Raw genomic sequence first — 26,191 nt, 5'->3', positions numbered from 1 at the left:
TGCGAGGAACGAGCATAAGGCACCCGCGAGAGGCGGCGCCAGCCGCCTAGGCTTTGGCACCCAAACCCGGCACCGCTTCGCGATGCTCCCGCGGGTGCGCTGACGCTTACGCCGCGCTACATGTATTTCGCATCAGGTTGAAATGTGGCAAGCACCTTTATCGTACCAAATTTGAAACCGGCAACAACCGTAGCGCGCGGTAACGAATGCGAGGAACGAGCATAAGGCACCCGCGAGAGGCGGCGCCAGCCGCTTAGGCTTTGGCACCCAAACCCGGCACCGCTTCGCGATGCTCCCGCGGGTGCGCTGACGCTTACGCCGCGCTACATGGGTATCACGCCAAATTGGAATCCGGCAACAACCGTAGCGCGTGGTAACGCATGTGAGGAACGAGCATAAGGCACCCGCGGGAGGCGGCGCCAGCCGCCCAGGCTTTGGCACCCAACCCTGTCACCGCTTCGCTCTACGCTTAATAACCCCAAACAACAAAATCGGGATTGAGGATTTGCGCAGGGGTCGCGTAACTTAAGGGCGTGCCGTCTAAAGTCACCACACGCCCACCCGCCTGTTCGACTACCGTTTGAGCGGCGGCGGTATCCCATAGGCTGGTGGGGCCTAAACGGGGATACACATCGGCGCTACCTTCAGCGATGATGCCGAATTTTAACGAGCTGCCCATAGGTCGTGTCTCATGCGGGCCTAACTGTTTTAACCAACGCTCAAGGTGAGGATGTGCGTGGGAGCGGCTGCCCATCACGCGCCAGCTCTTGCCTTCGCCTGGCTTACCAGAAACGCGAATAGGGGTTTGCTGCCCATGTTCATCAATTTTGAATGCACCCACCCCTGTGGCTGCGATATAGGCCACGTTAAATACCGGCGCTAGCACCACCCCTAATACAGGCTTGCCGTGCTCAATCAATGCGATATTAACCGTGAACTCATCGTTGCGCTTAACAAACTCCTTTGTGCCATCCAGCGGGTCGATTAGCCAATAACGCCCTCTTGCATCGGCGCCTACAAAATACTCACCCCCTTCCTCGGACAGAATAGGGATCTTCTCTTCAAGAGCATTGAGACCGTTTAAAATCACTTGGTTGGCCGCTTTATCAGCCGCCGTGACCGGGCTGTGGTCGGATTTTATTTCCACCTCAAAATCCTGGGCGTACACTTTTAAAATAGCGCTACCCGCTTCACGGGCAATGTCCAGCACCTGCGTAAGTAAACTCTCCATAACGGCCCTTATAAAAATGGTGGCTGAAAAACGCGAAAACCGCCCTATATAGGCGGTTTTCTATGAAGTATAAGCATCCGGTGCTTACAGGCTATACCCTGCTTCACGCGCCAGAGTATTATTCGCCTGCAGCCAGCCTTCAATATGACCACAGTCAAAAGTGCGCCCCTGCATACGGAATGCCTGAACCTGCTGGCCTTCCTGCATTAGGCGGTCAATCGCATCGGTTAACTGGATTTCATTACCGGCACCGGGGGGCTGGTCACGTAACAGCTCCATAATCCGGTAGGGCAAAATATAACGACCGATTACCGATAAGCGTGAAGGTGCATCTTCGGGCTTGGGCTTTTCTACCACGCCGCGCATGTCCGCGCTTTCACCAGCACTAGGTTCGTCACAGTCAACGATACCGTAACGATAGACTTCTTCCTGTGGAACCGCTTCCACCATGATTTGCGCGGCGTTGCTGGCGTCCCAAAGCTCAACCATACGGCCCAGGTCACAGGCATTGCTATCTGCCTGAGGCTTAACGAGCACATCCGGCAGGATAACGGCAAACGGCTCATCTTTGCCCAGCAAATGGGCGGCACAGAACACCGCATGACCCAGGCCTTGGGCATTGGGCTGGCGTACGCTGGTAATTTTAAGCTCTGGCGGAGCAATGGCTGCAAGCGTCGCCAGCAAGGCATCTTTGCCTTTACTGGCAAGCGCGTCTTCAAGCTCCGCATGGGCATCAAAGTGATCTTCAATAGCCGATTTACCCGAACGAGTCACCAACACAATTTCATTAATACCGGCCGCCAGCGCTTCCTCTACCACATGCTGGATTAACGGACGGTCAACAACGGGTACCATTTCTTTGGGAATTGCCTTACTAATCGGCAACAACCGCGTACCAAAACCGGCTACTGGAATAATCGCCTTGCGCACCTGGGTCATTACTTATTTCCTTATTTCGTTACGTTACTGGCGCCACTCGTTAATTTTACACAGCAGCTGCTCTGTACTCGGATCTTTTACATTGTTATGGGCAAGTGTTTCGCCTGCAAGCATTTCATAGAGGCTGGTGGCCAATTGCTTGCCAAGCTCAACCCCCGGTTGATCGAAGGGGTTAAGGTTCCAAAGCACCGACTGCACAAATACCTTGTGCTCATAAAGCGCTAATAGCGCGCCAATACCCCACGCATTCAACTCTTTCAGCAAGAGTAGCGAATTGGGATGATTACCCCGATAGCCTTGTGCCATATGGCCGCGTAGCGAAGCAGGAATGGCATCATCGCCGAGAGCAAAAAGCTGCGATTGAGCCAGGCAATTGGCAAGCGTCAGCTGCTCCTGAGCACATAACGAACTGCGTACGTCATCGGCTGCCGCTACATCGCGCTTGGCAACGGCTACAAAATCAGCACTAACGGTATGCCCGCCCTGATGCAGCAACTGATAAAACGCGTGCTGCGCGTTAGGCCCCACATCGCCCCATATAATGGGGCACGTGGCATGATTAACCGAGCGGCCATCCAAGCCCACGCTTTTACCGTTGGATTCCATTTCAAGCTGCTGCAAATATGCAGAAAAACTCTTCAATCGGCCATCGTAAGGTAGTACCGCATGGGTCGGAATATTCAAAAACTGGCAGTTCCAGGCACCGACCAGCGCCATCAAAGCGGGTAAATTCTCTTCAAGCGGGGCGTCTAAAAAGTGTTGGTCCATGGCATGGGCACCGGCCAGCAGCGCATTAAACGCCTCCCTACCCAGCTGCATGGCCACACTGCCCCCAATGGGTGACCAAAGCGAGAAGCGGCCACCAATCCAGTCTTTAAATACCAGTTGGTGCGCCTCAGGAATGCCAAAATCCGTCATCTTTTCAGGTTTGGACGACACACCCACTAATTGATAGCGACAAACCGTGGGTACATCTATTTCCAACGCCTCACTAAGCCAAGCGAGTGCCGTACGCACGTTGAACTGGGTATCGGCGGTGGTAAATGACTTTGAGGCTAATACCAGAAGCGTGGTGGCAGGATTCAAGCGCTCCATTAAAGGCAATAACTGTGCACCATCCATAGTGGAAACATAATGAACGCTTACTTTTTCATGGCTTGGGCGGTCAGCCAAGGCCTCGCTGATCAATTTTGGCCCTAAATCTGAGCCACCCACGCCAATATGCACCACATCGGTGATGGTTTGGCCGGTTGCGCCAAACCACTGGCCTTCATGTACGCGGGCTACCATCTCAGCCAAACGAGCCTGTTGCTGCTGGCAGAAGGCAGCGGCTGACTCCATACCACTAGGCGGCTTTTTTGTGCTTGGCCAGCGCGCTGCCATATGCAGCGCAGCCCGCCGCTCAGAGGTATTGACGTTTTTCCCGGCAAACAAGGCCGTGCGTTTTGTTTCAACCCCGCAGCTACGTGCCCAGTCACTTAAAAGCTTTAGCGTATGAGGGGTAATGCGCTGTTTACTGAAATCGACGTGAAGTGAGCCGAAGGTAAAGGCCAAATCACTTGCGCGCTGCTGGGCGGATAATGTGTCGCCACCTAAAAGATCGCTTAAGGATTGCGCCTGTAATTGCTCGGCATGGGCATCCAGTGCCGTTACCGGCGTATAAGCACGCGGGGAGCGTGAAAGCTTTGATACATTCATATTTTCGTCCTTGAAACATCGTTTCTACCAATGAACCCACTGTGCATGACGCAAATACAAAGCCAGTTTAAGTTCCTTGCTCGTTAATCCATTAACTTACAATAGGATAAAATGTAGTCCCTATACGATGCTAAATGTTAAAAGTGAGCAGGCATTGCGAGCATTGCTCTGAGGCGCCAGCCACCCTGGCCTGGGCATCGACCCCCGACATCGCTTCGCGATGTTCCCGCGGGTGCGCTGACGCTTACGCCGCGCTACATTTTTATCTCGCCGAATTAGAGCCAGGTAATCACCGTAGCGCCTGGTAACGTTTTGCGAGGAACGAGCAAATTAGGCACCCGCGGCTCTGGCCTCGGCACCAACCCCGACATCGCTTCGCGATGTTCCCGCGGGTGCGCTGACGCTTACGCCGCGCTACATTTTTATCTCGCCAAATTAGGGCCAGGTAATCATCGTAGCGCGTGGTAACGCTTTGCGAGGAACGAGCAAATTAGGCACCCGCGGCTCTGGCCTCGGCACCAACCCCGACATCGCTTCGCGATGTTCCCGCGGGTGCGCTGACGCTTACGCCGCGCTACATTTTTATCTCGCCGAATTAGAGCCAGGTAATCATCGTAGCGCGTGGTAACGTTTTGCGAGGAACGAGCAAATAAGGCACCCGCGGGAGGCGGCGCCAGCCGCTCTGGCCTTGGGCACCAAAACCGATTGCCCTACCCTTTCAATACTTCGGCGAGCAAGGCGGTAGCGCTTTCAATTAATTCTTCCAGATGCTCGGGGCCTTTAAAGCTTTCGGCATACACTTTATAAAGCGATTCCGTGCCGCTGGGGCGTGCGGCAAACCAGCCGTTTTCGGTGGTCACTTTAATACCGCCAATGCTTGCACCGTTACCCGGCGCGGCGACCAGTACGGCAGTGATCGCATCGCCGGCCAACGCCTGGGCCGTGACGCTTTCGCTATCCAGCTTTTTAAAGGCGGCTTTCTCTTCGGCAGTGCAGGCGGTATCTACGCGCTTGTAGAAAGGCTCGCCAAAGCGCTGAGTTAGCTCGCGGTAATACTCGCTAGGGGTTTTACCCGTCACCGCCAGAATTTCCGCGGCCAGTAAGCACAACGCAATGCCGTCTTTATCAGTGGACCACGCTTTGCCATCACGCGTTAACAAGCTGGCTCCGGCGCTCTCTTCACCGCCGAATGCCAGCCAGCCTTGGTGCAGGCCATCCACAAACCACTTAAAGCCAACCGGCACTTCATAAAGCTCACGCTGATGAGACGCCACGACTCGGTCGATCATCGAGGAGGACACCAGCGTTTTACCGATTTTAAGCGACGCCGCCCACTCAGGCCGATGAGTAATCAGGTAGTCGATACACACAGCCAGAAAGTGGTTGGGGTTCATCAGGCCGTTAGTATCGACAATGCCGTGGCGGTCGGCATCCGGATCGTTGCCAAACGCCACATCAAAGCGGTCCTTGATATTCAGCAGATTCGCCATCGCCGCCGAGCTTGAGCAGTCCATACGGATCTTGCCGTCGTGATCGGGTGGCATAAACGCAAATTCCGGGTCAACCGTGGTATTCACCACCTCAAGGTTCAGATGGTAGCGGGCAGCAACCGCCTGCCATACCGGCAATGCGGTACCGCCCATAGGGTCAACGCCTAGCGCCAGGTTGGCATTTTGAATGGCCGCCATATCCACGACGTCGCCCAGCTGTGCTACGTACTGCGCGGTAAAATCGTACTCCTGAGCGTGAGCAAGCGCTTCTTCCACGGAAACCAGCGACACATCGCCAAGCTCACGTAGAAGATAGGCATTGGCACGTAGCTCTATCCACGATGTGGCTTCTGTATCTGCCGGGCCACCGTGAGAAGGATTGTACTTAATGCCACCATCTTCAGGGGGATTATGCGACGGCGTAATGATCAAACCATCGGCTAATGCCTGATTTGAAGCGTTGTGCTGCAAAATGGCATGACTAACCAAGGGTGTTGCGGTGTAGCCGTGATCTTTTTCAACCAATACCGGCACTTGGTTAGCGGCCAACACTTGCAGCGCGCACTCCCAGGCTGGTTTGGAAAGAGCGTGGGTATCAAAGCCTAAAAATAGCGGCCCTTGGTAGCCTGCCTCAACACGGTAATCCACCACGGCCTGAGTGATGGCGTAGATATGGAATGCGTTAAAGGTGCGCTCGGTGGCGCGGCCACGGTGGCCTGACGTGCCGAAAGCCACGCGCTCTTTAGCGACGTTGGCGTTCGGCTTTTCATCAAAAAAGGCTTTTACAATGGCATCCATACATTTCACTCCCTTGGAAACTCTTTACCTACTCAAAAGATGGTTCAGAACAACATATAAAATTCAGCGGCAACGTTTTTTGGATTGCCAAAAGGTTTGCGCGATGTGCGGATCGCCTATTTTTAATGCATCACTAGCAGCCTGGCGTGCCATAGCCGCAGTAGCTTGCGGATTATCTAGTAGCTGTTGCAAACCAGCCTGCCATGCCTGGGGCGAGTCTTCTACTAATAACCCGTTTTCACCGTGGCGAACTATCTCTGTATAAGGGTAGCGGTTTGAGTAAATGCCCACGCCCCCCATTGCAGTAATATCCAGAAACTTAATAAATGACTTACCCTGGTTGAACCGGGTTTCTAAAAGTGGCGCCACGCCAATGTGCAGTTGGCGGCTAGCCTGGTAGCGGCGAAACGCATGCCATGGTAGCGAAGCTGGCGTTTTGACCCGAGGTAATTCAGCAAGCTGTTTAGGCGTATGTTTGCCCAGCATAACTTCAAGCTGAGTATCCGTTCGTCCCTGCTGGAGGGCCCAGAGTGCTGGCGCTATATACAGCAGATCATTAAGGTGAGCCCGCGTACCGTGAAAACCAATCTGCCACGGCGCCTGTGCTGAGGGCGGTGATATAAAATGCTCCAGGGCTGGCAAGGAGGCAATTAACGGCGGCGTTAATACCGAGACATGAGGATGACGAGCATAAAAACGCTGAGCAAGCTTTTCGCTACATGCCACCACTTCATCACTAAGCGCCAGCAAGCGTGGCTGAAGGTGAGCAATCCGCGCCATACGCTGACGGTACGCCTTGGGCAATGTTGGGTCGTGCGCTGCGGCGGCAATATCATCATCGATTAAATAGGCAATGTAACCAAAAGCATTGCGATGATGCTCCAACCAGCGTAGCCAAGCGCGAGGCAGAGAGCGGCAAAGCAGTAGATTGGCGCCTGAATATTGACGTAGAAACGTTCGGCCATGCAGCCACGCAGCGCCAAAAGAACGTGAAGCGGCAACGCGTTCAATCGTTACCCCCTGGCGGCGTAACTCAGGGGCAGCAGATTCCAGAAAGTAGATATCTTCCGTTGGTTGCCCGCCATCGCTGAGCACTACCCAGAGTGTCTCACTGCTCAAACTTATGCCTCACTTTACACCTCACTACTTCACCCCTCAGCGATAATATTTTTTGTACCGCGCCACCCAACCCCGGCATCGCTGCGCAATGCTCCCGCGGGTGCGCTGGCGCTTACCACGCGCTACATGGCATTGCGTTACGTCGGCGTTTAAGCACTCGTAGCGCGTGGTAACGTTTTGCGAGGTACGAGCAAATTAGGCACCCGCGGGAGGCGGCGCCAGCCGCCCTGGCTTTGCCACCCAACCCCGGCATCGCTGCGCAATGCTCCCGCGGGTGCGCTGGCGCTTACCACGCGCTACATGTCTGCGTTACCTCGGCGTTTAAGCACTCGTAGCGCGTGGTAATTTTGTGCGAGGCACGAGCAAATTAGGCACCCGCGGGAGGCGGCGCCAGCCGCCCTGGCTTTGCCACCCAACCCCGGCATCGCTGCGCAATGCTCCCGCGGGTGCGCTGGCGCTTACCACGCGCTACATGTCTGCGTTACCTCGGCGTTTAAGCACTCGTAGCGCGTGGTAATTTTGTGCGAGGCACGAGCAAATTAGGCACCCGCGGGAGGCGGCGCCAGCCGCCCTGGCTTTGCCACCCAACCCCGGCATCGCTGCGCAATGCTCCCGCGGGTGCGCTGGCGCTTACCACGCGCTACATGTCTGCGTTACGTCGGCGTTTAAGCACTCGTAGCGCGTGGTAACGTTTTGCGAGGCACGAGCAAGTTAGGCACCCGCGGGTGCGCTGGCGCTTACCTCGCGCTACATGTCATTGCGTTACGTCGGCGTTTAAGCACTCGTAGCGCGTGGTAACGTTTTGCGAGGCACGAGCAAATTAGGCACCCGCGGGTGGCGGCGCCAAGCCGCCCTGGCTTTGCCACCCAACCCCGGCATCGCTGCGCAATGCTACCGCGCCGGGCCGCCGCTGCGGGTACGCTAGCGCTTACCACGCGCTACATGGCATCGAAACCCAGCACCGCTCGCGTTCCATCCGCGCCAGGCTGGAGCCCTACGGGGAATATTGATAAGACCATCGGGCTACTTGCTTTTAGCGGCATCCGGTTTTAACTGTTTATATAACTCATAAATACGGGCACGCAGCAAAGCGGCCTCTTCAGAGCGCGCAAAGTTCACAACGTCTAAACATTGAAAAAGATAGGTAAATACAAAAGCACCTAACTGTTGCTCGACATTTTTGCCTACTAATGGCTCAACTGCATGCCATGGTAAGCCACGCAATAGCAGCGCAGCGTCAAACCCTAAGGGAAGATAACCCCACCGGTCCCAGTCAATCAGAGCCACCTGCCGCTGCTGGGTATCGATAAGTACATTATTACGATGCAGATCACCATGTGACAACACGCGAGGCAAGCGGGCCGTAATACGCACCAACACAAGAAGAAATGCTAATTCACGCTTATTAAAATTTTCTCTTAAGGCTTGCGCAAACACCAAAGGAAATAATTTATATAACAGGCTTCTAAGGCGGCTAGCCCGGCGCTTTAAAGAGCCTCGCTCTGCCACGCCTGCTTGTTGAAGAGTGAGCAGCTGCGCCATAACCATCGGCACCCACTCCTCCCAGCCATTGCCAATTTTATCCAGCGTGACACCTTGTTGATAGGCAAATACTTGTAAAATACTGCCCTTCTGAGGAAGCGCGGTTAATAGTAGCGGCGCAGCAAGCTGGCGTGGTTTTATTATCTTGTCGTATAACTGCATCACATTAGTATGAGCCGCGTGGTCCACATCAAAACGCACCACTACCGGCGCTTGGTTAGCGACTTGAAGCACCGCTCCCGCTACACGCCGCCCAGACTGCCCAAATAATGGTTGAAAGCCTTCTACCGATAACTGGCTAGGAAGTTCAGCGACGGCATTGTACTCAGCGTGCTGATGAGACAAGGTCATAGGTAACCAATCCCCTCGCTGTGAGTCCCTAAAAAGCCAAGGACTATGCCGCAACGGTACCCCTTGCTGTGTTACGACCCTCACCACATCCCCATGCGCCAGCACTAATTTTTGATAAAACCCTACATTGCCACAAAGCGATAGCCCTGCCGTTTTGACATCCTCACGATAACGGCTGCAAGCAAGACGACAACGTTCCTGACCATTTACCATAACAATGACATAAGGCGATAAACTCCAACCACTCACCGCCTTTTCACACACCCTATCCACAAAGCCGAGTACAGCCGTTTTCTTTATAGGTTTCAACATGGGTACTCTAATCGACGCTGTTTACCGTAACGAAAAATCTTCGTGCACTAATGTTAAGTTAGGATTATAGGCTGGGTCGCTATCAAGCAATTCACCCCAGGCTTTACGCATGTAGGCATATTCACTTAACCATCGAGCACGCTTTTCAGGGGTGTCATCTGCACCGCGAGAAATTGATTCGTGATGATAAAGCGCTGCATAAGGCGTCCAAAGATTACGATAACCGGCTTCACGCACCTTGATGCATAAATCCACATCATTATACGCCACGGCCAAGTCAGCCTCGTTCAGGCCATTCACTTCGTCGAATACCGACTTGCGAAGCAGCAGGCAGGCAGCGGTCACGGCTGAAAGGTTCTGAGTGACTTTCAAACGGCCCATATAGCCGTCTTCATCACGCTGAAAAAAACGATGCGCGTGGCCTGCCAAACCGCCTAGCCCTAGAATCACCCCGCCATGTTGCACGGTATCGTTAGGGTAATAGAGTTTGGCACCCACGCAGCCAATCTCTGGGCGCGAAACCTGCTCTACCATCTCGGTCAGCCACGTGCCCTCTATTGGCTCAACATCATTATTGATTAACCCAATGATGCTGCCACGCGCCTGAGCCGCGCCAAAGTTATTAATTGATGAGTAGTTGAAGGGATGATCCCAGTGCAGCACTTTAACCCGAGAATCCCGCCCTTCCACATCGTGTAAATAAGCCAGCGTTTCAGTGCATGTGCTCTGATTATCCAGAATGATCAGCTCAAAGTGGGAGTAATCGGTGCGATCTAATATCGCATCGACACAAGGGCGTAAAATATCCACCCCGTTCCTCGTCGGCACCAAAAGGCTTACCAAAGGCTCTGGACTGGGCATCGGCCAGCGCACGCGCTGGGTACCCGATAGCAGGCCGTCACGCACCTGAGCGCTAGTATCAAGCTGATTAAGGTGTTGCTGTACCAATGAAACAAACGACGTACTCACCTGTTCCGGTACGCCGTGGTAAGCAATATGCGGTATATGCGCCAGCTTTGTAGCCATAAAATCACGCCGTCGAGTTACACTCAAGGTTTGCGCGTAATCCAACCAGTTGGCGTTATTAACCTGCCCTGCGCAGCTTTCCACCGCCAGCCTGGGAACAAATGCATGCTGGTAGCATACCGCTCTCCCCATGTACGGCATTGAGAGTAGCAAGTCGGGATTATATTCCGGCTTGAACACTGGCGAGTGGCGTATGCCATGCTCGTCAAGGCTGTCCTCATCGGCAATTAACATCTGAGCTTGGGGATTATCGTGTGCGATACAAGCAGCATAGAATAAAGCATTTTCAGCCAAGCGATCGCCAAGGCGTAAAAACCATACCCAGGTGTTCTCACAGTAAGAAAGCGCTTCCAAGCGCTGGGCAGCCACACTTAGCGCTTCCGTTTCACGCACGACAAGAACCGATAATTCACGCTGCCATTGCTTCAACCAATCACTTAGCTCTTTATGACGGCCAGGTGTTATTAGAAGCAGTACCCGGCGCGGCGCAAGTGCCTGTTCCGCCAAGCTTGCCAAACTGATGGCCAATTTATGTTTAAAGTCATCCAAACACTCATTCGTAGCACTGCAATGAGGGCAGACCAATAAAACACTACTTTCAAAGGCATGGACATTGGTCCGAATTGCAACATCATGATCGCTCGGCGCACGGCGCTGTTCAATCTGGCGAATCCACTGCTGATAGTGGCGACGCGTCGACATGCTGATAAAGGTGCTGTCGTAGTCCTCAAGCGCTATGCTTTGCCACTTCCGGCTCTGCTTGCTTGCCTGTTGCTGCAAGCTCTGCTTTACCTCGGCCAGGGGCAAGTCGCGATAGTGCTGGTGCATGTTGGCCAGCCGCTGAAGTAGGCGGTTGTGGGCAAACATGGGGGTTAGCCAAACGAACTGGAAATGCCGCAGGGTAAAGGTGCCCGCGGCATTCATAGGAGCAAAGGTTACTCGTTTAACGCCAAATGGCACAAAGACCAACCGCTTGGTTACTTTCCCCTGACGTACTGGAAAGTCAAACGTAACCTGCCGTCGAGAAGACTCAAGCGTTAGCGTAGCGACAACACCGCTAACACTACTTTCCTCATCCAACTCCAGCATATTCCAGCCCGGTAGCGGTAGCTGCCCCTCTAATGCAAAAAGCGGGTCAGCACCCAGTGAATGCCATTCACCAGGAGATGCCGCAGCCTTTATTTGCTGTAACGGAATAAACTGCCGGGGGCTGCGGTGATGAGGATACCAAGACGTATCTCGTGATGTTTGAGTAGCATTCATTCAAAAAAGTGTCTTATCCGCCGGATATGGAGCGAGCATGGTAGCAGCCCTGCGGCTACCGTTCATCAGCCTGCTATAAGCCCCTGCTACACAAGCCAAGGAATTAAATTAAGTTTATGCACCAGCACATCATCCGGCTCGACATCAATACGTCGCTTAGCTACGGAAGCCCTTTCGTCTTTTGATAAGCGAGCACACTTTTCATGAATCAACTCCAGCAGTGACTGCTTGACTCCCGGCACCTGAACCACAAACCGCGCATTCGTTTGCACTACTAAATAAGCCGGATTGACTGCTTTAATCAGCTCTGGATCGAGGGTGCCTGCGCTGTGAACAAAAACCACCTGCTTAAACAGACGACAGACATAATTCATCATCGAATAACTTGAGGAGGAGCCAAATATTAAGCAGATCTCGGGTATCAGCGCCTGCTCATTAACTACTAGCATCAAGCGCCCAAAATTAGGTAAGCAATTATCAAAATGACGATACTTAATAAAGTTAAACGTACTTAATGTCTGTATATTACAATGACGCTCTGGGGTAAATTTATTACCCAGATCACCCGTGAATTTACGCTGTTTATACTTATCCTTGGCAAATACAGCATCTACTGCGCCTGGGTCGAGGCTCATGGCCACCGCTAACGCTTTCGTAGCTACCATGGCCCCCTGTTGCGTCCAGTGGGTATCAGTGCGAATAAAGGCACCATCTCCCAGCTGAGCTAGATGCGCTTGTGGGTACACGATATTGCGCGCTTCAGGCAAGGCCAATAATTGCTGTATGGGGCCACTACTGCCCTCTGCAAAAGGGTGGTAGTGAGGCCCCATGACACTTTCTTTAGAGGGCGCCACCAGCACTGCGTGAGCAGCACTGATGCTGTTAGCAATCTGTGTGACGCCTTGTAAATATTTCTGCCACTGGCTAATGCCCTCATCCGTTAAACGCAGCCGACCACGATATTGATCAACGCTCCCGTTAGTATCATTATCCAGAAATAGCCACCCCTGCTTTCCTTCAAGCACCTTGATTGTAGGTGGGGACGCCTTATCGATATGATCGTGAGACATCTCAACCAGAGTAAGCAGCGACTGATCATCACCCAAACGAATAAATAGCGAAAACTGATCTACAAAATGAGGTACCGTAAAACGAAAGCCGCACTGTACCTGAGGATGCTCTGCCGTTTCCGTTCCAAATATCGCCTCAATAACATCAGGGCGTCGTATCGAAAGAGGATGACACAGCTCGAATGTCTTACCCCATCGGGCCACGATTTCGACCTTGCCCACCCAATCGGCTAACGATTCGGGCAATACAAGCCAACCTTGCACTACCCAGCCCCCTGGAAGTATCCAAGGCGAACGCTGACTATCAGGAAAATCGAGGTGCCAACGCAGCCCAGGGGTATTACTGCCCAGCGTTTCACGTTCAACTAAACGTTTAACAAACCGTGTGAAGCGTACAGCTGGCGTCGCCAAGGGGCGCTTAAGACCTGTGTTTTCAATCATTCTTAGTAAAACCGTCCATAGCTGACTACAAGAACACTTGATCAGGCCGATGCAATGGGCCAACTAGCCGTTAAGACACCTTCCTTAATGGAAAGTGCTGCAATACGAAAAGTGATGTTCTACTAATCAGATATCCCACACCGCTTTACGAAAACCCAGCGACAGACGAGTTGTCTCATCCCACTGATTTTGCTTGAACATAAGATCAAATTGACTATTTGACCGGTCAGAAAGTACGCGTGTGGATTTTTGCAATTTATGGACAACGCAGGCATCACTAACGTGATAAATACGCAGGCCCAATAAATGCCTTACTACATCGCAGTAAATGCGGTCGGAGCGATAATGCCGCCCAAACTGAGCATCCAGAGGCCCAGCACGGCGATATGTTTCGCGGGGGATATAGACGCAGAAGAAAGGTGCAAAACTTACCTCCAGCACCTGCCCATCATGCAGCAGTGGCGGTGGCACAATATTGCCGTGATGTGCTGAAAGATTAACATCACAAGGTTGCGAAGGGTCGGCATAAGGCACATGGGTAGTTAGTGTCGGCGTGTCCCCCGGCAATATCTGTTGAGGCACTATCAAACCGCACTCGGGTAAACATGTAGCCGCTGACTGCATGGCTTCCAACGCGCCTGGCTCAACAAGTGCATCATTATTGAGCAGAACCAGATCATGCTCAGGGTTAGCGGCTGCCAACCCCAGGTTGACCGCCTGAGTAAACCCATAATTACACGTGTTAAAGATCGCCCGCAAACGTCCTGCGGCCTGAGCCTCCTTTAAAAAATCCTTAACCGGTGACGAGGAATCATTATCAACAATAATGACCTCAAGCTTGTCGCCTAACGCCAACGCCTCCAAGCTTGCCAAGCAATCACGCAAATCGTCCAACGACTCATAGCTTGGAATAACCACTGATATGCCACGCTGTAGACCCGCAGAAGAAACGGGCGCCCACTGATGACCAGTTGCTTCACGCACCCGCTCAAGATAACCACTGTATTGGGCGTTGGCCGTTAGCGTATTAGTCGTTCTCCCAAAATAATAGTGAGTCAATACGACAGGCACTGAACAAAGGCGTAACTGCTTGCTATAGCGGCGAATCAGATCCCAATCGACAAATCTGGGTAGCGTTTCATCAAAGCCGCCGCAGCGTTCATAAGCCGCCCGGGTATGACAAAAGGCGTTAAGATCCACATAGTTCTTATTAAACAATAACGCGCGGTTTAAAGGTCCAAATAAAACCCCTGCTGGCTCCGAGGCGTTACCTGCATAATGGTAAAGACCCGAATAAAGCGCCTCTGCGTCAGGTTCACGGCTAAACGCGCCTATCATGGCCGCTAAATAACGCGGATCCCACGTATTATCAGAATCCAGGTAAGCCAAATAATGCCCTGTGGAAGCGGCAAGCCCCCTGTTACGGGCAACCGATACGCCGCCGTTGCTGTCCAGAGCAATCATTTTAATGCGGCTATCCGTAGCGGTTCGCCGCTGGCACCACTCCCGCGTTCCATCTGTGCTGCCATCATCTACCAACAGCAATTCCCAATGTTCATACGACTGACGGCATACCGACTCAACAGCAGCTTCAATAGTCTCAAGCCGGTTAAAACAAGGCATGATAACCGATACCAGCGGCGCGTTATCCAGCGCCTCTGCATCTCGCACTAACGCATCGGCCACATTCTCCATAGCCGCCAAGCAGCGCTTATCCGCCTCACGGAATGGGCGCGGCATGTAAGGATCAACCAAGCCGTGGGCCAAGTATCCGGCAAAATCACTGAAACTGCGCTTAAACGCCCAGCGCGCCTTACCTTTGGCAACCGTCTGGCCGCTGGCAGAATCAATCAGTTCGATTTGGTGGTTCTCGCCATCTACCAATTCAAGCGGAGGATAGACTTCAAACGCATGGCGGCCGTTATGTAAGCCATTATCACGCAGGTCTGAACGATACTGATCCGCTTGGGCCTCAATTTCATATTGGCTATCTATACGAACCCGCACCTTACGCGGCACAGAAGAAGCACGCGAGGCCAGCCAACCGCAAATGGCCATCCCCCCGTTTAAATTCAGGTCACCCGCCAACAGAAGATTTTCTACTGACTCGGTTTTATTAACCAAGCGTGAACCGCTATCATCGCCAACCAGCAACTGAGACGGCATGGTGCGCTCAAGCGGCATCCCCGAATGGTAGGGCGTCATTGAGAACTCACCAGAGGCGGCTTGCGAAAGCAATAAAAGCCGCTCTGATTGCGGCTGAATCACCCCCGCGGCTAACCGCTCCAGTGCATGGGCCAGCTCACCATCCTGTTGGCCAGTTTCTGGCTCGAAGGCCTGCTTAGACACTTCCTCAGCCAGTGCGGCAAGCGCCTGGGGACGACACCAAAACATGCTTCCAGCAAAAAAGCCCCAATCATTTTCAATAGGAACATTTAAGCGAGGCGCTAAGCGCTCCAACCAAGGGCCATTACCGAAACGCATAGCCTGTTGGCTCATAAAGAGAGACTTTGGACCAGCGAGCTGTAAACGAGTATCACTGCGCAGCTTGGCCACTAACTGCCGTACGCCATCGCGATTTGGCAATACGCTACGCAGCAACGCCTCACGCCACTGCCTGGCGACAGGTGTAACCCCCTGCTTGGTGTGCAGCTTCAAGCACAGCTCATAGCGCTGCAAGCGAGGCAATAGCGAAAAGAACGGCGCAATATCACGCCCTCGGTTTGGACAAGTCACTACTTCAGCGCCTGTAAAGCGGCGCTGTAACGCCATTATTTCGGCAGTATCTTTTGCATGGGGTGTCGTTATGAATAAATCAAACGGCTCACTTAGCAGCGCTAGCCGATCAGCCAGCGACGCGATTAAATCCAAGTGATAGGCATGGACTACTACCGCCAATCTAGCAGCTTGGTGAAAAGCGTTTGCGTCCGCCTGCCCAAGCCGCCCTTCATGACGGCCATGGCGAAGATAGTGCAGTAACGGGTCCAGCTCTGAAAGACCAATATCAGGGTAACGCTGCTGATAAGTTTGTGGGTCAAAACCTGGCCCAGGGCAGCGCCCAAGCGCCCAACCATAGTTTAAAAAATGATCGAGAGCAGATAGCTGACTATACGACGCATCGGGATACCGGTTTAGATACCACGTTTCGTCAAATAACCCCGCATCAAGTAACAATGTACGGTTAGCGTTACTCATTATTGCCCCTTAACACTGCGCTGTTCTTTTTCACCAAATTTCAGATAGTGAATCAGCGGGTTAATGCCGCTTTCTACTACATCGGGGTTATGCGCCAAATAGTAAGCCGAATCAAAACCAGGTCCTGGATTACGACCTTCAAAGCCGCCCATCAACAAATAGTGCCGGGCTGGGTTGGCAGACATTTTGGCGTCTGACGCAATATCTGGGTACTGCGCTAAATACCATTTCGCATCAAACCACTGGCTCGCTTCAATGAGTGCAGCCTGACGCTTAATAGCACGCTTCGTTAACGGAGGTGCTTTGGCAACACTGGGCACTGCCGGAGCTACCGTTAATAAGGCAGTGTCGCCGTTATTCTCATTATTACGCTGTGCTTCAAGCTGACTAACAAGGTCAGCAAGCTCATGTGCCTGACGCTCTATCTCGCGACGCTGCTGCGCTTGCACTTCACGGTTAGCTTTAGCATCCGCCTCCCACTTCTGCCTGGCCATCGTGGCAGCATCATTTGCCGCTGCTAAATCGCGCGCTAGCTGCTCCCGCTGGGCTTCATTTTTCTCTAGCAGGTCAGTGAGCACCGCTAGTTCGCTGAAACGTTCGTCAACGCTACCAAGGGCAGCTTTTTCGCGCTCAGCTAAAGCCTTTAACTGAGCAGATAACGCCGCTTGCTCTTTTTCATACGTCGTTTTTTGTCGAGCCATTTGCTGCTCAATATCAGCGCGGTTTTTTTCCCCCTCGCTGATGCGCTGCTCGGCTTCCTGAAGCTTGCGTGTTAGTTGGCCCAGCTCATTAAAGCGGGCTTGTAGGGAGGCATCGGTTTTCTGCAATTTGCGGGTTAATTCAGCGCTTTCTTCGTGCGCCTCTCGCAAACTTTGCTCATTAGCTTCAAGCAGGTTGGTCAGTTTTGCCAGCTCGCTAAACCGCGTATCCAGCATTTGTTTTGTTTCTTTCACTTCACCTTCAAGCGCCTGCCCCCGGTTTCGCAAAGCCAAGACTTGCGATTGAGCGTCAGCAAGGGAATGCTCGGTTTGCTCAAGCTTGCTGGTTAACTGAGCGTTCTCTTCACGTGCGACGAGTAACTCTTTATCCTTTTCTTCTAACTGCGTATCGTTTGCTTCTTGCTGCTTATCCTTTTCGGCTAACTGCTTACCCTTTTCTGCTAGATGTTTATCCTGTTCTTCTAGCTGTTTATCCTGTTCTTCTAGCTGCTTATCCTTTTCTGCTAGCTGTTTATCCTGTTCTTCTAGCTGCTTATTTTGTTCGGCTAACTGATTCACCTTTGCTTCTAACTGCTGCTGGGCTTGGTTGAGCAATTGACCGCTTTCTTTGGCCGCTTGAGCGTGATCGCTTGTCTCAGCCGCATAGCGCTCGCTCTGTTCACGCTGGCGCATCAACTCTTTTTTCAGCTCAGCTTTGAACTCTTCAAGCGCACTAACTTGCTCAGCTAACCGGCCGCGTTCGTGAGCAAATCGCGCCTCCTGCTGCTCAAGGCGTGATTTAAGCTTGCCGCGTTCATCATCTGCCTGGCGCAGCTGCTCTGCCTGATGCGTTATCGTTTGCTCAGCATCGGCAAGACTGTTTGCCTGCTCGGTGACACGCGCTTCCAGCGATTGAAAAAGTGCCTGCTGCTGTCGAACAGTCACTTTATCCTGACAGCTACGGCCAAGGCGTGCGAACACATCCTGCACTACTTGGGTAGAAGCATTTGATTCCAGCGCGCCCAACAAGTTGTTAACCAGAGGAGGCAGCTCATTGCCTACTGCAATAACGCCCAGCCCACCGGCATGGTGGAATACAAAGTGAGGATAACGGGCCTTGATAGTCTCAAAGGCACGGAACACAAGGCAGCCAGGCTCCCGGCGAGCCACGCCCGGCACTATGACGAGGCCTTGGGAGGAAAGCTTAGATAACCAGCGGTCTAGCAGGTAATCCACGCTGTTGTCATCGGCTTCTAAATGCAACAACAACAGATCAACCGAGCCTTCATCAAACTGCTCTATCGCCCGTGTGGGGCTTGTTTCAAGCCATTGGCTGGTAGTGGCAAAATGATCGGCGGCATAAGCACGTATCGCTTCGGCATCCTGCTTGTTTTTTACATCATCACCTACCATGTAACAGCGAGTACCTAAGCGAAGGCGCGACGCTGCCTGGCAAACCGCAAAGTGGGCGACATCATCGACCCCCAGCCCTACCGACTGCTGCGGCCGTAATGCTTCAATCAACCAAAACAGAAACGGCAGGTGCTCCAGCCAAGCAGAAGGCTCGCGGTAATCAGGCTGCCAGAACATCGACCCCTGGGCCAAGGTATTAATGGAGGGTTTAATAGCGAGTTCCGTGGCGGCGTGTGGTGCTACCTGATGCTGTTGCTGGCTCACAATGAATTCCTGACACGTAATAAATTAACAATAGAATACCAGCTTAACCGGGCAAGTTGGCAGCTGGCGATGGGAAGGGACGGGTTTTAGGATTAGCTGACAGATACAAATCGCTTGGCTGCCCGGCATCTGCATGCCACTGGGCTGCTGCCTGCATGTAATCGTATCGAATGCCGTTAAATTGCGTCACCAAATGTGTAGCACTAGTTTGACTAAGTGATTGGGATTGTTCACGACAAAATGCCAAAGGCACTCCCTTAAGAACCTCTCCAAGGGCTTTATTACCAAAAGCGGCACGTATACGGTGCAAATACTCGGTGTCTGCTGAACAACGCACCTTGTCCCAATACCCTAGCGTTTCGGCAACCTCTCGGCGTATTAACAAAGATGACGTATTACGATAGATCCAGCCATCCAGGCTTTCAATGCGCCAACGTCTAAAGAACAGTGACTTATAACAGCGTACCATGTCAGAACTGCATACTTTCCAATCTGGGTTTTTTAGCAAACCATTAACCTGGATTTCCAACTTTTGAGGATGTGACCAATCATCGCTATCATGAACGGTAAAAAAAGCTCCCTTCGCTGCAGCTAGACCACGGTTGCGCGCTGCATAAGCTCCTTGATTAGTAGACTGAACCAATACTCGAAAGCGAGTATCTTGTTCACAGAAGGATTGAGCCACGCCTAATGAATTATCGGTCGAGGCATCATCTACTACGATAACTTCAAGGTTGGTATACGTTTGCTCTGCTAGGCTACGCAATGCTGTGGCCAAATGCGCTTCAGCGTTAAATACTGGTACAAGAATACTTACCAAGCCCGCTTCATAAGGAACCGATGAGAGAGATGCTCCAGGTTCATCAAGCGTTAAATTATCGAGCGTTAACGGTTTATTTGCACTTTTTAGTGCTATTGGTTGAAGTTTAGCATTCAAAAATAGCGTGTTAATGTGCTGCAAGCGAAGCTGATCCATTAACGCACCTGCTTGCGCTGGCCCACCCTCACCTTGCGCCTTTGCTTGCGTAGCTAATAGATTAGATAAAGCTAGTGAGGTATCGGGATAATCAGGAAAAACTTTTTTTAATAGTTGGATACACTGCCAGGCACTCAATAGCTGGCCAATATGGGTTAAAGCCTCCACTTCTAACAACCTAGGCGCAGGCGTATCTGGCTTAACATCATAGAGCTTGTGACGGATTGATAATACTTCAGCACAGCGTTGCCATTCGTTCTGCCAAGCATACCAACGGCCCAGTGCCCACGCCGCATAGCTCGCCTCCCAGGAGTCTTGATGGCCAAGCATATTGGTTAAAGCAGTAAGATTTGCTTTAGTGGCGATTCTTTGCCAAAGCAGATCCTCAAGCTGATGCGCTTGTAATTGGACTGGCCAACGCCCTTCCTTTTCCCCATTTCTTATAAAATGTAGTAATGGGCTGACATTTGCGCGAGCCACGTCTTTATGACGCTCAAGATAATACTCCGCATCAAACCGCGGGCCTGCTCTTCGCCCCCAAGCCTCCCCCAATAAAAGATAGTGCTGTGCAGGCGACATTCCTGATACCGCCACATCGGGGTACTGCAGCATATACCACTCAGCATCAAACCAAGGGCTTTGCTCGATATCAGTAATATCTGACAAACGACCTTCTGATACATGCTTATTGGGCAGGCCAAGCGTTGAAGTTGATGTCAAAAGTCACTACCTCGCATTACAGGACAACCTATTGGTCAACTAGGTAAACATATCAGCGATACGCTGAGCACATGCCTGAGCTTGACCTGCATCGACGGCCTCTACCATTACCCGAATCAATGGTTCAGTGCCCGACTTACGCAACAGCACACGGCCAGTTTGCCCCAGCAACTGTTCTACCTCTATAACCACCTGCTTTACCGCAGGGTCTTCAAGGGGGTCGTGCCCTTGCTGGGCGGTATAGCGGACATTAATCAGCGTTTGCGGCAGTTTTTGCATGTCTTGCTTGGCTTCAAACAGCGTTGCCTGCTGCTGCAGCAAACAGGTAAGCACCCTCAATGAGGCAATAATGGCATCACCCGTAGAGGCATGGTCAAGGCTTAGTAAGTGGCCTGAGCCTTCTCCACCTAAGCGCCAGCCGGTTTTCTTTAGCTGCGCCATTACGTAGCGGTCACCCACCTTGGCACGTTTAAATGGAACATCTATGGCCGCAAGCGCCTGCTCCAAACCAAGATTGCTCATCTTCGTGCCTACGACGCCGCCGTTATAGCCTTCGGCTTTGGCGTCTTTGGCTAATAGGTATAGCAGCTCATCGCCATCCACTACTATACCAGTATGGTCAACCATCATCAGGCGGTCGGCATCGCCGTCCAGCGCTATCCCCATATCTGCCTGGTGTTCCAGTACCGCGGCACGTAAGCTCTGCATAGCCGTTGCGCCGCAGTGGGCATTAATGTTCACGCCATTGGGCTTATCATGAATGCTGATTAACTCAGCGCCGAGTTCACTATACACAGCAGGCGCCACCTTGTAGGCAGCACCATTGGCGCTATCGACGACTATTTTCAGGCCATTCAAACTTAAATAACCGGGTAAAACCGCTTTACAGTATTCAATATAACGACCCGCAGCATCATCAATACGGCGTGCTTTGCCAAGTTTGTCAGATTCTACGCACGTCATGCCGCCCTCAATAGCTACCTGCAGCCAGCGCTCGATTTCCTGCTCCTGCTCATCGGTTAGCTTGCGGCCGCCCTGGGCAAATATCTTGATGCCGTTATCGTAAAATGGATTGTGCGAAGCACTAATCACAACACCTGCATCCGCCCGAAAGGTTGACGTTAAATAAGCAACGCCAGGGGTAGGCAACGGCCCGACCAAAGCAACATTCACCCCCGCCGCCGAAAAACCCGCCTCTAACGCGGACTCCAGCATATAGCCGCTGGCACGGGTATCTTTACCAATTAAAACCTCTTTAACGCCTTCAGCGCCCAGTACCTGACCGGCTGCCCAGCCCAACTTCATAGCAAAACCAGGCGTCATGGGGAACTCCCCCACACGACCGCGTACACCGTCCGTGCCAAAATATTGTCGCATCATTTAGTAACCTAAGAAGTGAATCGTGAATCGTGAATCGTGAATCGTGAATCGTGAATCGTGAATCGTGAATCGTGAATCGTGAATCGTCAGGAGTATAAGCCTTGCAGAGCGAGGTAACGAGTATCTGAGGGGAACGAATATAAGATACATCCGCGGGTGTGGCCCTTATTACAGATCGCGGGACTTACGCCGCGATACGAAAAACCACCCATTCAAATGAGTGCACATACCGTAGCGCGCGGTAACGTTTTGCGAGGCACGAGCAAATAAGGCACCCGCGGGAGGCAGCGGAACGACGCCCAAGGGCAGCCAACCAACAATGCCCACACGAGCCTAACCCCAGCACCGCTGCGCGCTGCTCCCCCGGGGGCGCTTCGCTTACCACGCGCTACGAAAACCGCCAATATCGAGAAGGTGCTAAAACAAAAACCGATGGCGCCTTGCTTAATTCCCCCATACCACAAAATAGGGATTGAGCTTTTCGCTGGGGTTAGCGTAGCTAAGCGGTGTACCTTCCAGGGTTTCTACTCGCCCACCGGCTTCCAGCACTACCGCGTGGGCGGCGCCGGTATCCCATAAACAGGTGGGGCCTAAACGTGGGTAAGCATCAGCAAACCCTTCGGCAATGATGCACAACTTTAACGAACTCCCCATCGGCAGCATATTGTGCTCACCCAACTGTTCCAACCAAACAGCCAAATCTGGGCTAGGGTGTGAACGGCTACCGACCACCCGCCACGTTACGCCCGTTTCAGGCTTGCCTGCCACGGAAATAGCCTTACGGCGACCATCAGCCTGAATTTTGAATGCGCCCAGCCCTTTTGCAGCCACATAGCCAACCTCCAATGCAGGCGCTGTCACCACGCCTAACACCGGCTTACCGTTTTCAATGAGGGCAATATTGACGGTAAATTCACCGTTACGCTTGATAAACTCTTTGGTGCCATCTAGCGGGTCTACTAACCAGTAACAGCCCTTGGCATCAGCACCGGAAAAGCCCTCGACATCCTCTTCAGAGAGTATCGGGATCTGCACCGACAGCGCCTGCAAACCACGCATAATAACGTTATGCGCGGCTTTATCAGCTTCGGTTAACGGGCTTTTATCTTCTTTTTCTTCCACACTGAAATCGCGCGAGTAAACACCCATAATAGCTTCGCCAGCTTCACGGGCAATACGTTCAACATCGTACAAAAGAGCTTGGTCAATAAGCGCCATACTGCTAGTCCTTGCGTAGAAAAACCGCCAAATAGCAGCCAATTTCACCACTGTCTGACAGCTATAGCATTTAAATCAGCGGATCATTCCACGTTCACGTAGCGCTACAATAACGGCCTCGGCTGCTTCTTCTGCATTTATTTCAGATGTTTTCAAATGAACATCCGGCGCGTCAGGGGCTTCATAGGCAGAATCAATACCGGTAAAGTTTTTAAGCTCACCTCGGCGAGCTTTTTTATAAAGGCCTTTCGGGTCACGGGCTTCAACAACATCCAGAGGCGCATCAACAAAAATCTCGATGAACTCGCCCTCCTCTAACAGATCCCGCGCTAACTGGCGCTCGCTGCGGAAAGGCGAGATAAACGCCGACATCACGATTAGCCCTGCATCCACCATCAGCTTGGCGGTTTCCGCCACCCGGCGCACGTTTTCAACGCGGTCAGCATCGGTAAAGCCTAAATCGCGGTTCAAGCCATGGCGTACGTTATCGCCATCGAGTAAATAGGTATGCTGGCCATGAGCGAATAGCTTTTTTTCGACCAAGTTAGCAATAGTCGACTTGCCCGCCCCAGAAAGCCCAGTGAACCACAGCACGGCGGGGTTCTGAGCTTTTGCCAACGCACGTGCCTGCTTGTCAATATCCACATGCTGCATGTGAATATTCTGACTACGCCGTAAGGCAAAGTGCAGCATGCCCGCGCCAACCGTATTGTTGGTCATTCGATCGATGAGGATAAAGCCACCGGTATCGTGGTTGTCTTTATAGGCATCAAAGGCAACGCCACGGTTTAGGCTCAGATTACAAATACCAATACCGTTCAGGTCTAACTGCTTAACCGCGGTGTGTTCCAGAGTATTGACATTGACCTGATACTTGATATCCGTCACGGTCGCCGAAACTGTCTGCGCGCCCAGTTTCATTAAGTAAGGTCGGCCCGGTAACAGCGGCGCTTCATGCATCCATATCAGCGTGGTTTCAAACTGGTCGGCGGCATGGGCTGGCTGGTCTACACCAGAAATCACATCGCCACGGGAGATATCGATTTCGTCTTCCAGCAGCAGCGTTATCGATTGCCCGGCGACCGCTTCATCCAAGTCACCATCTAACGTGTAAATACGTGAAACAGTGCTGGTGTTACCCGAAGGCTGTACGCGAATTTGGTCCCCCGGGCGAACGACACCACCGGCAATCATGCCAGTAAAACCGCGGAAATCGAGGTTAGGACGATTGACCCACTGTACGGGCATACGAAATGGAGAGCGCTGAAGATGCTCAGCATCCAGCTCGACCGTTTCCAGGTAGCCCAGCAGCGTCGTGCCGTGGTACCACGGCATTTTAGCGCTGTGCTCAATAATGTTGTCGCCTTTTAGCGCCGACATGGGAATAAAAGTAATATTTTCCAAACCCAGCTGTTTGGCAAAAGCACGGTACTCTTCAACGACCTCATCAAAACGCGCTTTGGAGTAATCGACCAGATCCATCTTGTTAATAGCGACTACTAAATGACGCATTCCCATTAACGACATCAAAAAGCTATGCCGACGGGTTTGGGTCAAAATACCGCGGCGCGCATCAACCATCAAAATAGCCGCGTCGGCAGTAGAAGCCCCCGTGACCATGTTACGGGTGTACTGCTCGTGCCCTGGGGTATCCGCGACAATAAACTTACGCTTTTCGGTCGAGAAGAACCGGTACGCTACATCAATGGTGATGCCCTGCTCACGCTCAGCGGCCAGGCCATCCACCAGCAGCGCAAAATCCATTTCACCGCCCTGGGTGCCGTACTTTTTCGAATCGGCTTCAATCGCTGCCAGTTGATCTTCAAACAGCAGCTTCGATTCAAACAGCAAACGGCCAATCAGAGTACTTTTGCCATCGTCCACGCTGCCGCAGGTAATAAAGCGCAGTAGGCCCTTATGCTCATGGGCTTTAAGGTAACCTTCGATATCATCAGCAATCAGGTCAGATGAGTGAGACATTAAAAATACCCCTCTTGCTTCTTTTTCTCCATGGAGGCCGCGCTGTCATTATCAATCACTCGACCCTGGCGTTCCGATGTTTTGGTCAACAGCATTTCTTGAATAATAGCCGGTAGCGTATCGGCTTCAGATTCAACGGCACCCGTAAGCGGATAGCACCCCAACGTCCGAAAGCGCACTTTACGCATCATAGGCATTTCACCTGGCTCTAACGGCATACGCTCGTCATCCACCATAATCAGTGCGCCATCGCGCTCAACCACGGGCCGTTCGGCGGCATAATAGAGCGGCACAATAGGGATATTTTGCAGATGGATGTACTGCCATATATCCAACTCGGTCCAGTTGGATATCGGGAAGACACGGATCGATTCTTTGGGGTGTTTACGTGTGTTATACAGTTTCCACAACTCTGGGCGTTGGTTTTTCGGGTCCCAGCGGTGCTGTGCAGTACGGAACGAAAAAATACGCTCTTTAGCGCGCGATTTTTCTTCATCGCGCCGGGCACCGCCAAACGCGGCATCAAAGCCATACTTATCCAGCGCCTGCTTCAAGCCCTCGGTTTTCATTACATCGGTGTGAATGGCTGAGCCGTGAGTAAATGGATTAATGTCCTTCTCGATGCCTTCAGGATTGATATGCACCAGTAAATCCATACCAATATCTTCCGCCACCTTGTCGCGAAATTCATACATGGCCCGGAATTTCCAGCGGGTATCAACATGTAGCAGCGGAAAAGGTGGTGGTGAAGGCGCGAAGGCTTTACGCGCTAAATGCAGCATTACCGCCGAGTCTTTACCAACAGAATAAAGCATTACCGGATTTTCAGTCTCGGCGACCACTTCGCGCATGATCTGAATGCTTTCCGCTTCCAGGCGCTGTAAATGGGTGAGCGATATCATCATCTATCCCAACTAATCATTTTGCCATGAGTGGAGCTGCCATTTACCGGTACCAACGCCTTGGCTGTAAGTGCTGTTTCTGCGGAGGCCCCCTCTGTCAGCCTAGTTGTCCGGTTGGCGATATCGCCTTAACCTAATCCAGAGGGAGCGGCATGGAGTCCTTGT

General features: G+C 52.3%; 15 protein-coding genes. All 15 read right to left on the bottom strand.

Annotated features, from left to right (window positions below):
• Positions 1-469: 469 nt before the first annotated feature.
• On the bottom strand, positions 470-1,231 hold the full coding sequence (gene cysQ / locus INT33_RS19390; protein ID WP_193092783.1) for a 3'(2'),5'-bisphosphate nucleotidase CysQ: 762 nt from the start codon (positions 1,229-1,231) through the stop codon (positions 470-472).
• Positions 1,232-1,315: 84 nt separating this feature from the next.
• Positions 1,316-2,170: a UTP--glucose-1-phosphate uridylyltransferase gene (locus INT33_RS19385; protein WP_193092782.1), complete on the bottom strand. Its 855-nt coding sequence runs from the start codon at positions 2,168-2,170 to the stop codon at positions 1,316-1,318.
• Positions 2,171-2,194: 24 nt separating this feature from the next.
• Positions 2,195-3,868, bottom strand: a complete 1,674-nt coding sequence (gene pgi, locus INT33_RS19380; protein ID WP_193092781.1) for a glucose-6-phosphate isomerase — start codon at positions 3,866-3,868, stop codon at positions 2,195-2,197.
• A gap of 710 nt (positions 3,869-4,578) precedes the next feature.
• Positions 4,579-6,156: a phosphoglucomutase (alpha-D-glucose-1,6-bisphosphate-dependent) gene (gene pgm, locus INT33_RS19375; protein WP_193092780.1), complete on the bottom strand. Its 1,578-nt coding sequence runs from the start codon at positions 6,154-6,156 to the stop codon at positions 4,579-4,581.
• A 63-nt stretch (positions 6,157-6,219) separates the two neighbouring features.
• Complete coding sequence (locus INT33_RS19370) at positions 6,220-7,275, bottom strand: glycosyltransferase family protein (RefSeq protein WP_193092779.1); 1,056 nt, start codon at positions 7,273-7,275, stop codon at positions 6,220-6,222.
• A gap of 1,023 nt (positions 7,276-8,298) precedes the next feature.
• Positions 8,299-9,480 (bottom strand): aminoglycoside phosphotransferase family protein, encoded by a 1,182-nt coding sequence (locus tag INT33_RS19365; protein ID WP_192539444.1) that lies wholly within the window; start codon positions 9,478-9,480, stop codon positions 8,299-8,301.
• Positions 9,481-9,501: 21 nt separating this feature from the next.
• Positions 9,502-11,769: a glycosyltransferase family 2 protein gene (locus INT33_RS19360; RefSeq protein WP_193092778.1), complete on the bottom strand. Its 2,268-nt coding sequence runs from the start codon at positions 11,767-11,769 to the stop codon at positions 9,502-9,504.
• 86 nt (positions 11,770-11,855) lie between these two features.
• On the bottom strand, positions 11,856-13,280 hold the full coding sequence (locus tag INT33_RS19355; RefSeq protein WP_193092777.1) for an alginate O-acetyltransferase AlgX-related protein: 1,425 nt from the start codon (positions 13,278-13,280) through the stop codon (positions 11,856-11,858).
• A 126-nt stretch (positions 13,281-13,406) separates the two neighbouring features.
• Positions 13,407-16,475: a glycosyltransferase gene (locus INT33_RS19350; protein ID WP_193092776.1), complete on the bottom strand. Its 3,069-nt coding sequence runs from the start codon at positions 16,473-16,475 to the stop codon at positions 13,407-13,409.
• Entirely contained in the window at positions 16,475-18,850 is a 2,376-nt protein-coding gene (locus tag INT33_RS19345; RefSeq protein WP_193092775.1) for a coiled-coil domain-containing protein, read from the bottom strand. The genes INT33_RS19350 and INT33_RS19345 overlap by 1 nt, the downstream gene beginning before the upstream one ends.
• 43 nt (positions 18,851-18,893) lie before the next feature.
• The gene (locus INT33_RS19340; RefSeq protein ID WP_226940276.1) at positions 18,894-20,546 is read right to left on the bottom strand and encodes a glycosyltransferase family 2 protein; all 1,653 of its coding nucleotides are present in this window, start codon (positions 20,544-20,546) and stop codon (positions 18,894-18,896) included.
• Between the two features lie 39 nt (positions 20,547-20,585).
• Positions 20,586-21,923, bottom strand: a complete 1,338-nt coding sequence (glmM, locus tag INT33_RS19335; protein WP_226940277.1) for a phosphoglucosamine mutase — start codon at positions 21,921-21,923, stop codon at positions 20,586-20,588.
• Positions 21,924-22,370: 447 nt separating this feature from the next.
• A complete protein-coding gene (gene cysQ, locus INT33_RS19330; RefSeq protein ID WP_193092773.1) occupies positions 22,371-23,144 on the bottom strand; it encodes a 3'(2'),5'-bisphosphate nucleotidase CysQ in 774 nt (257 codons plus the stop codon).
• A gap of 75 nt (positions 23,145-23,219) precedes the next feature.
• Positions 23,220-25,124: a sulfate adenylyltransferase subunit CysN gene (gene cysN, locus INT33_RS19325; RefSeq protein WP_193092772.1), complete on the bottom strand. Its 1,905-nt coding sequence runs from the start codon at positions 25,122-25,124 to the stop codon at positions 23,220-23,222.
• The gene (cysD, locus tag INT33_RS19320; RefSeq protein WP_193092784.1) at positions 25,124-26,026 is read right to left on the bottom strand and encodes a sulfate adenylyltransferase subunit CysD; all 903 of its coding nucleotides are present in this window, start codon (positions 26,024-26,026) and stop codon (positions 25,124-25,126) included. The genes cysN and cysD overlap by 1 nt, the downstream gene beginning before the upstream one ends.
• Between the last annotated feature and the right edge of the window lie 165 nt (positions 26,027-26,191).

Source organism: Halomonas colorata, from assembly GCF_014897985.1.
Taxonomy (GTDB): Bacteria; Pseudomonadota; Gammaproteobacteria; order Pseudomonadales; family Halomonadaceae; genus Vreelandella; species Vreelandella colorata.
Note: the sequence above shows the minus strand (reverse complement) of the source record. Positions and strands in the feature narration are given on the sequence as shown.

What these genes read in the sequence shown, in the direction of transcription:
- cysQ (WP_193092783.1), bottom strand. Translation starts at nt 1,231, where the DNA reads ATGGAGAGTTTACTTACGCAGGTGCTGGACATTGCCCGTGAAGCGGGT.
- INT33_RS19385 (WP_193092782.1), bottom strand. Translation starts at nt 2,170, where the DNA reads ATGACCCAGGTGCGCAAGGCGATTATTCCAGTAGCCGGTTTTGGTACG.
- pgi (WP_193092781.1), bottom strand. Translation starts at nt 3,868, where the DNA reads ATGAATGTATCAAAGCTTTCACGCTCCCCGCGTGCTTATACGCCGGTA.
- pgm (WP_193092780.1), bottom strand. Translation starts at nt 6,156, where the DNA reads ATGGATGCCATTGTAAAAGCCTTTTTTGATGAAAAGCCGAACGCCAAC.
- INT33_RS19365 (WP_192539444.1), bottom strand. Translation starts at nt 9,480, where the DNA reads ATGTTGAAACCTATAAAGAAAACGGCTGTACTCGGCTTTGTGGATAGG.
- INT33_RS19360 (WP_193092778.1), bottom strand. Translation starts at nt 11,769, where the DNA reads ATGAATGCTACTCAAACATCACGAGATACGTCTTGGTATCCTCATCAC.
- INT33_RS19355 (WP_193092777.1), bottom strand. Translation starts at nt 13,280, where the DNA reads ATGATTGAAAACACAGGTCTTAAGCGCCCCTTGGCGACGCCAGCTGTA.
- INT33_RS19350 (WP_193092776.1), bottom strand. Translation starts at nt 16,475, where the DNA reads ATGAGTAACGCTAACCGTACATTGTTACTTGATGCGGGGTTATTTGAC.
- glmM (WP_226940277.1), bottom strand. Translation starts at nt 21,923, where the DNA reads ATGCGACAATATTTTGGCACGGACGGTGTACGCGGTCGTGTGGGGGAG.
- cysQ (WP_193092773.1), bottom strand. Translation starts at nt 23,144, where the DNA reads ATGGCGCTTATTGACCAAGCTCTTTTGTACGATGTTGAACGTATTGCC.
- cysN (WP_193092772.1), bottom strand. Translation starts at nt 25,124, where the DNA reads ATGTCTCACTCATCTGACCTGATTGCTGATGATATCGAAGGTTACCTT.
- cysD (WP_193092784.1), bottom strand. Translation starts at nt 26,026, where the DNA reads ATGATATCGCTCACCCATTTACAGCGCCTGGAAGCGGAAAGCATTCAG.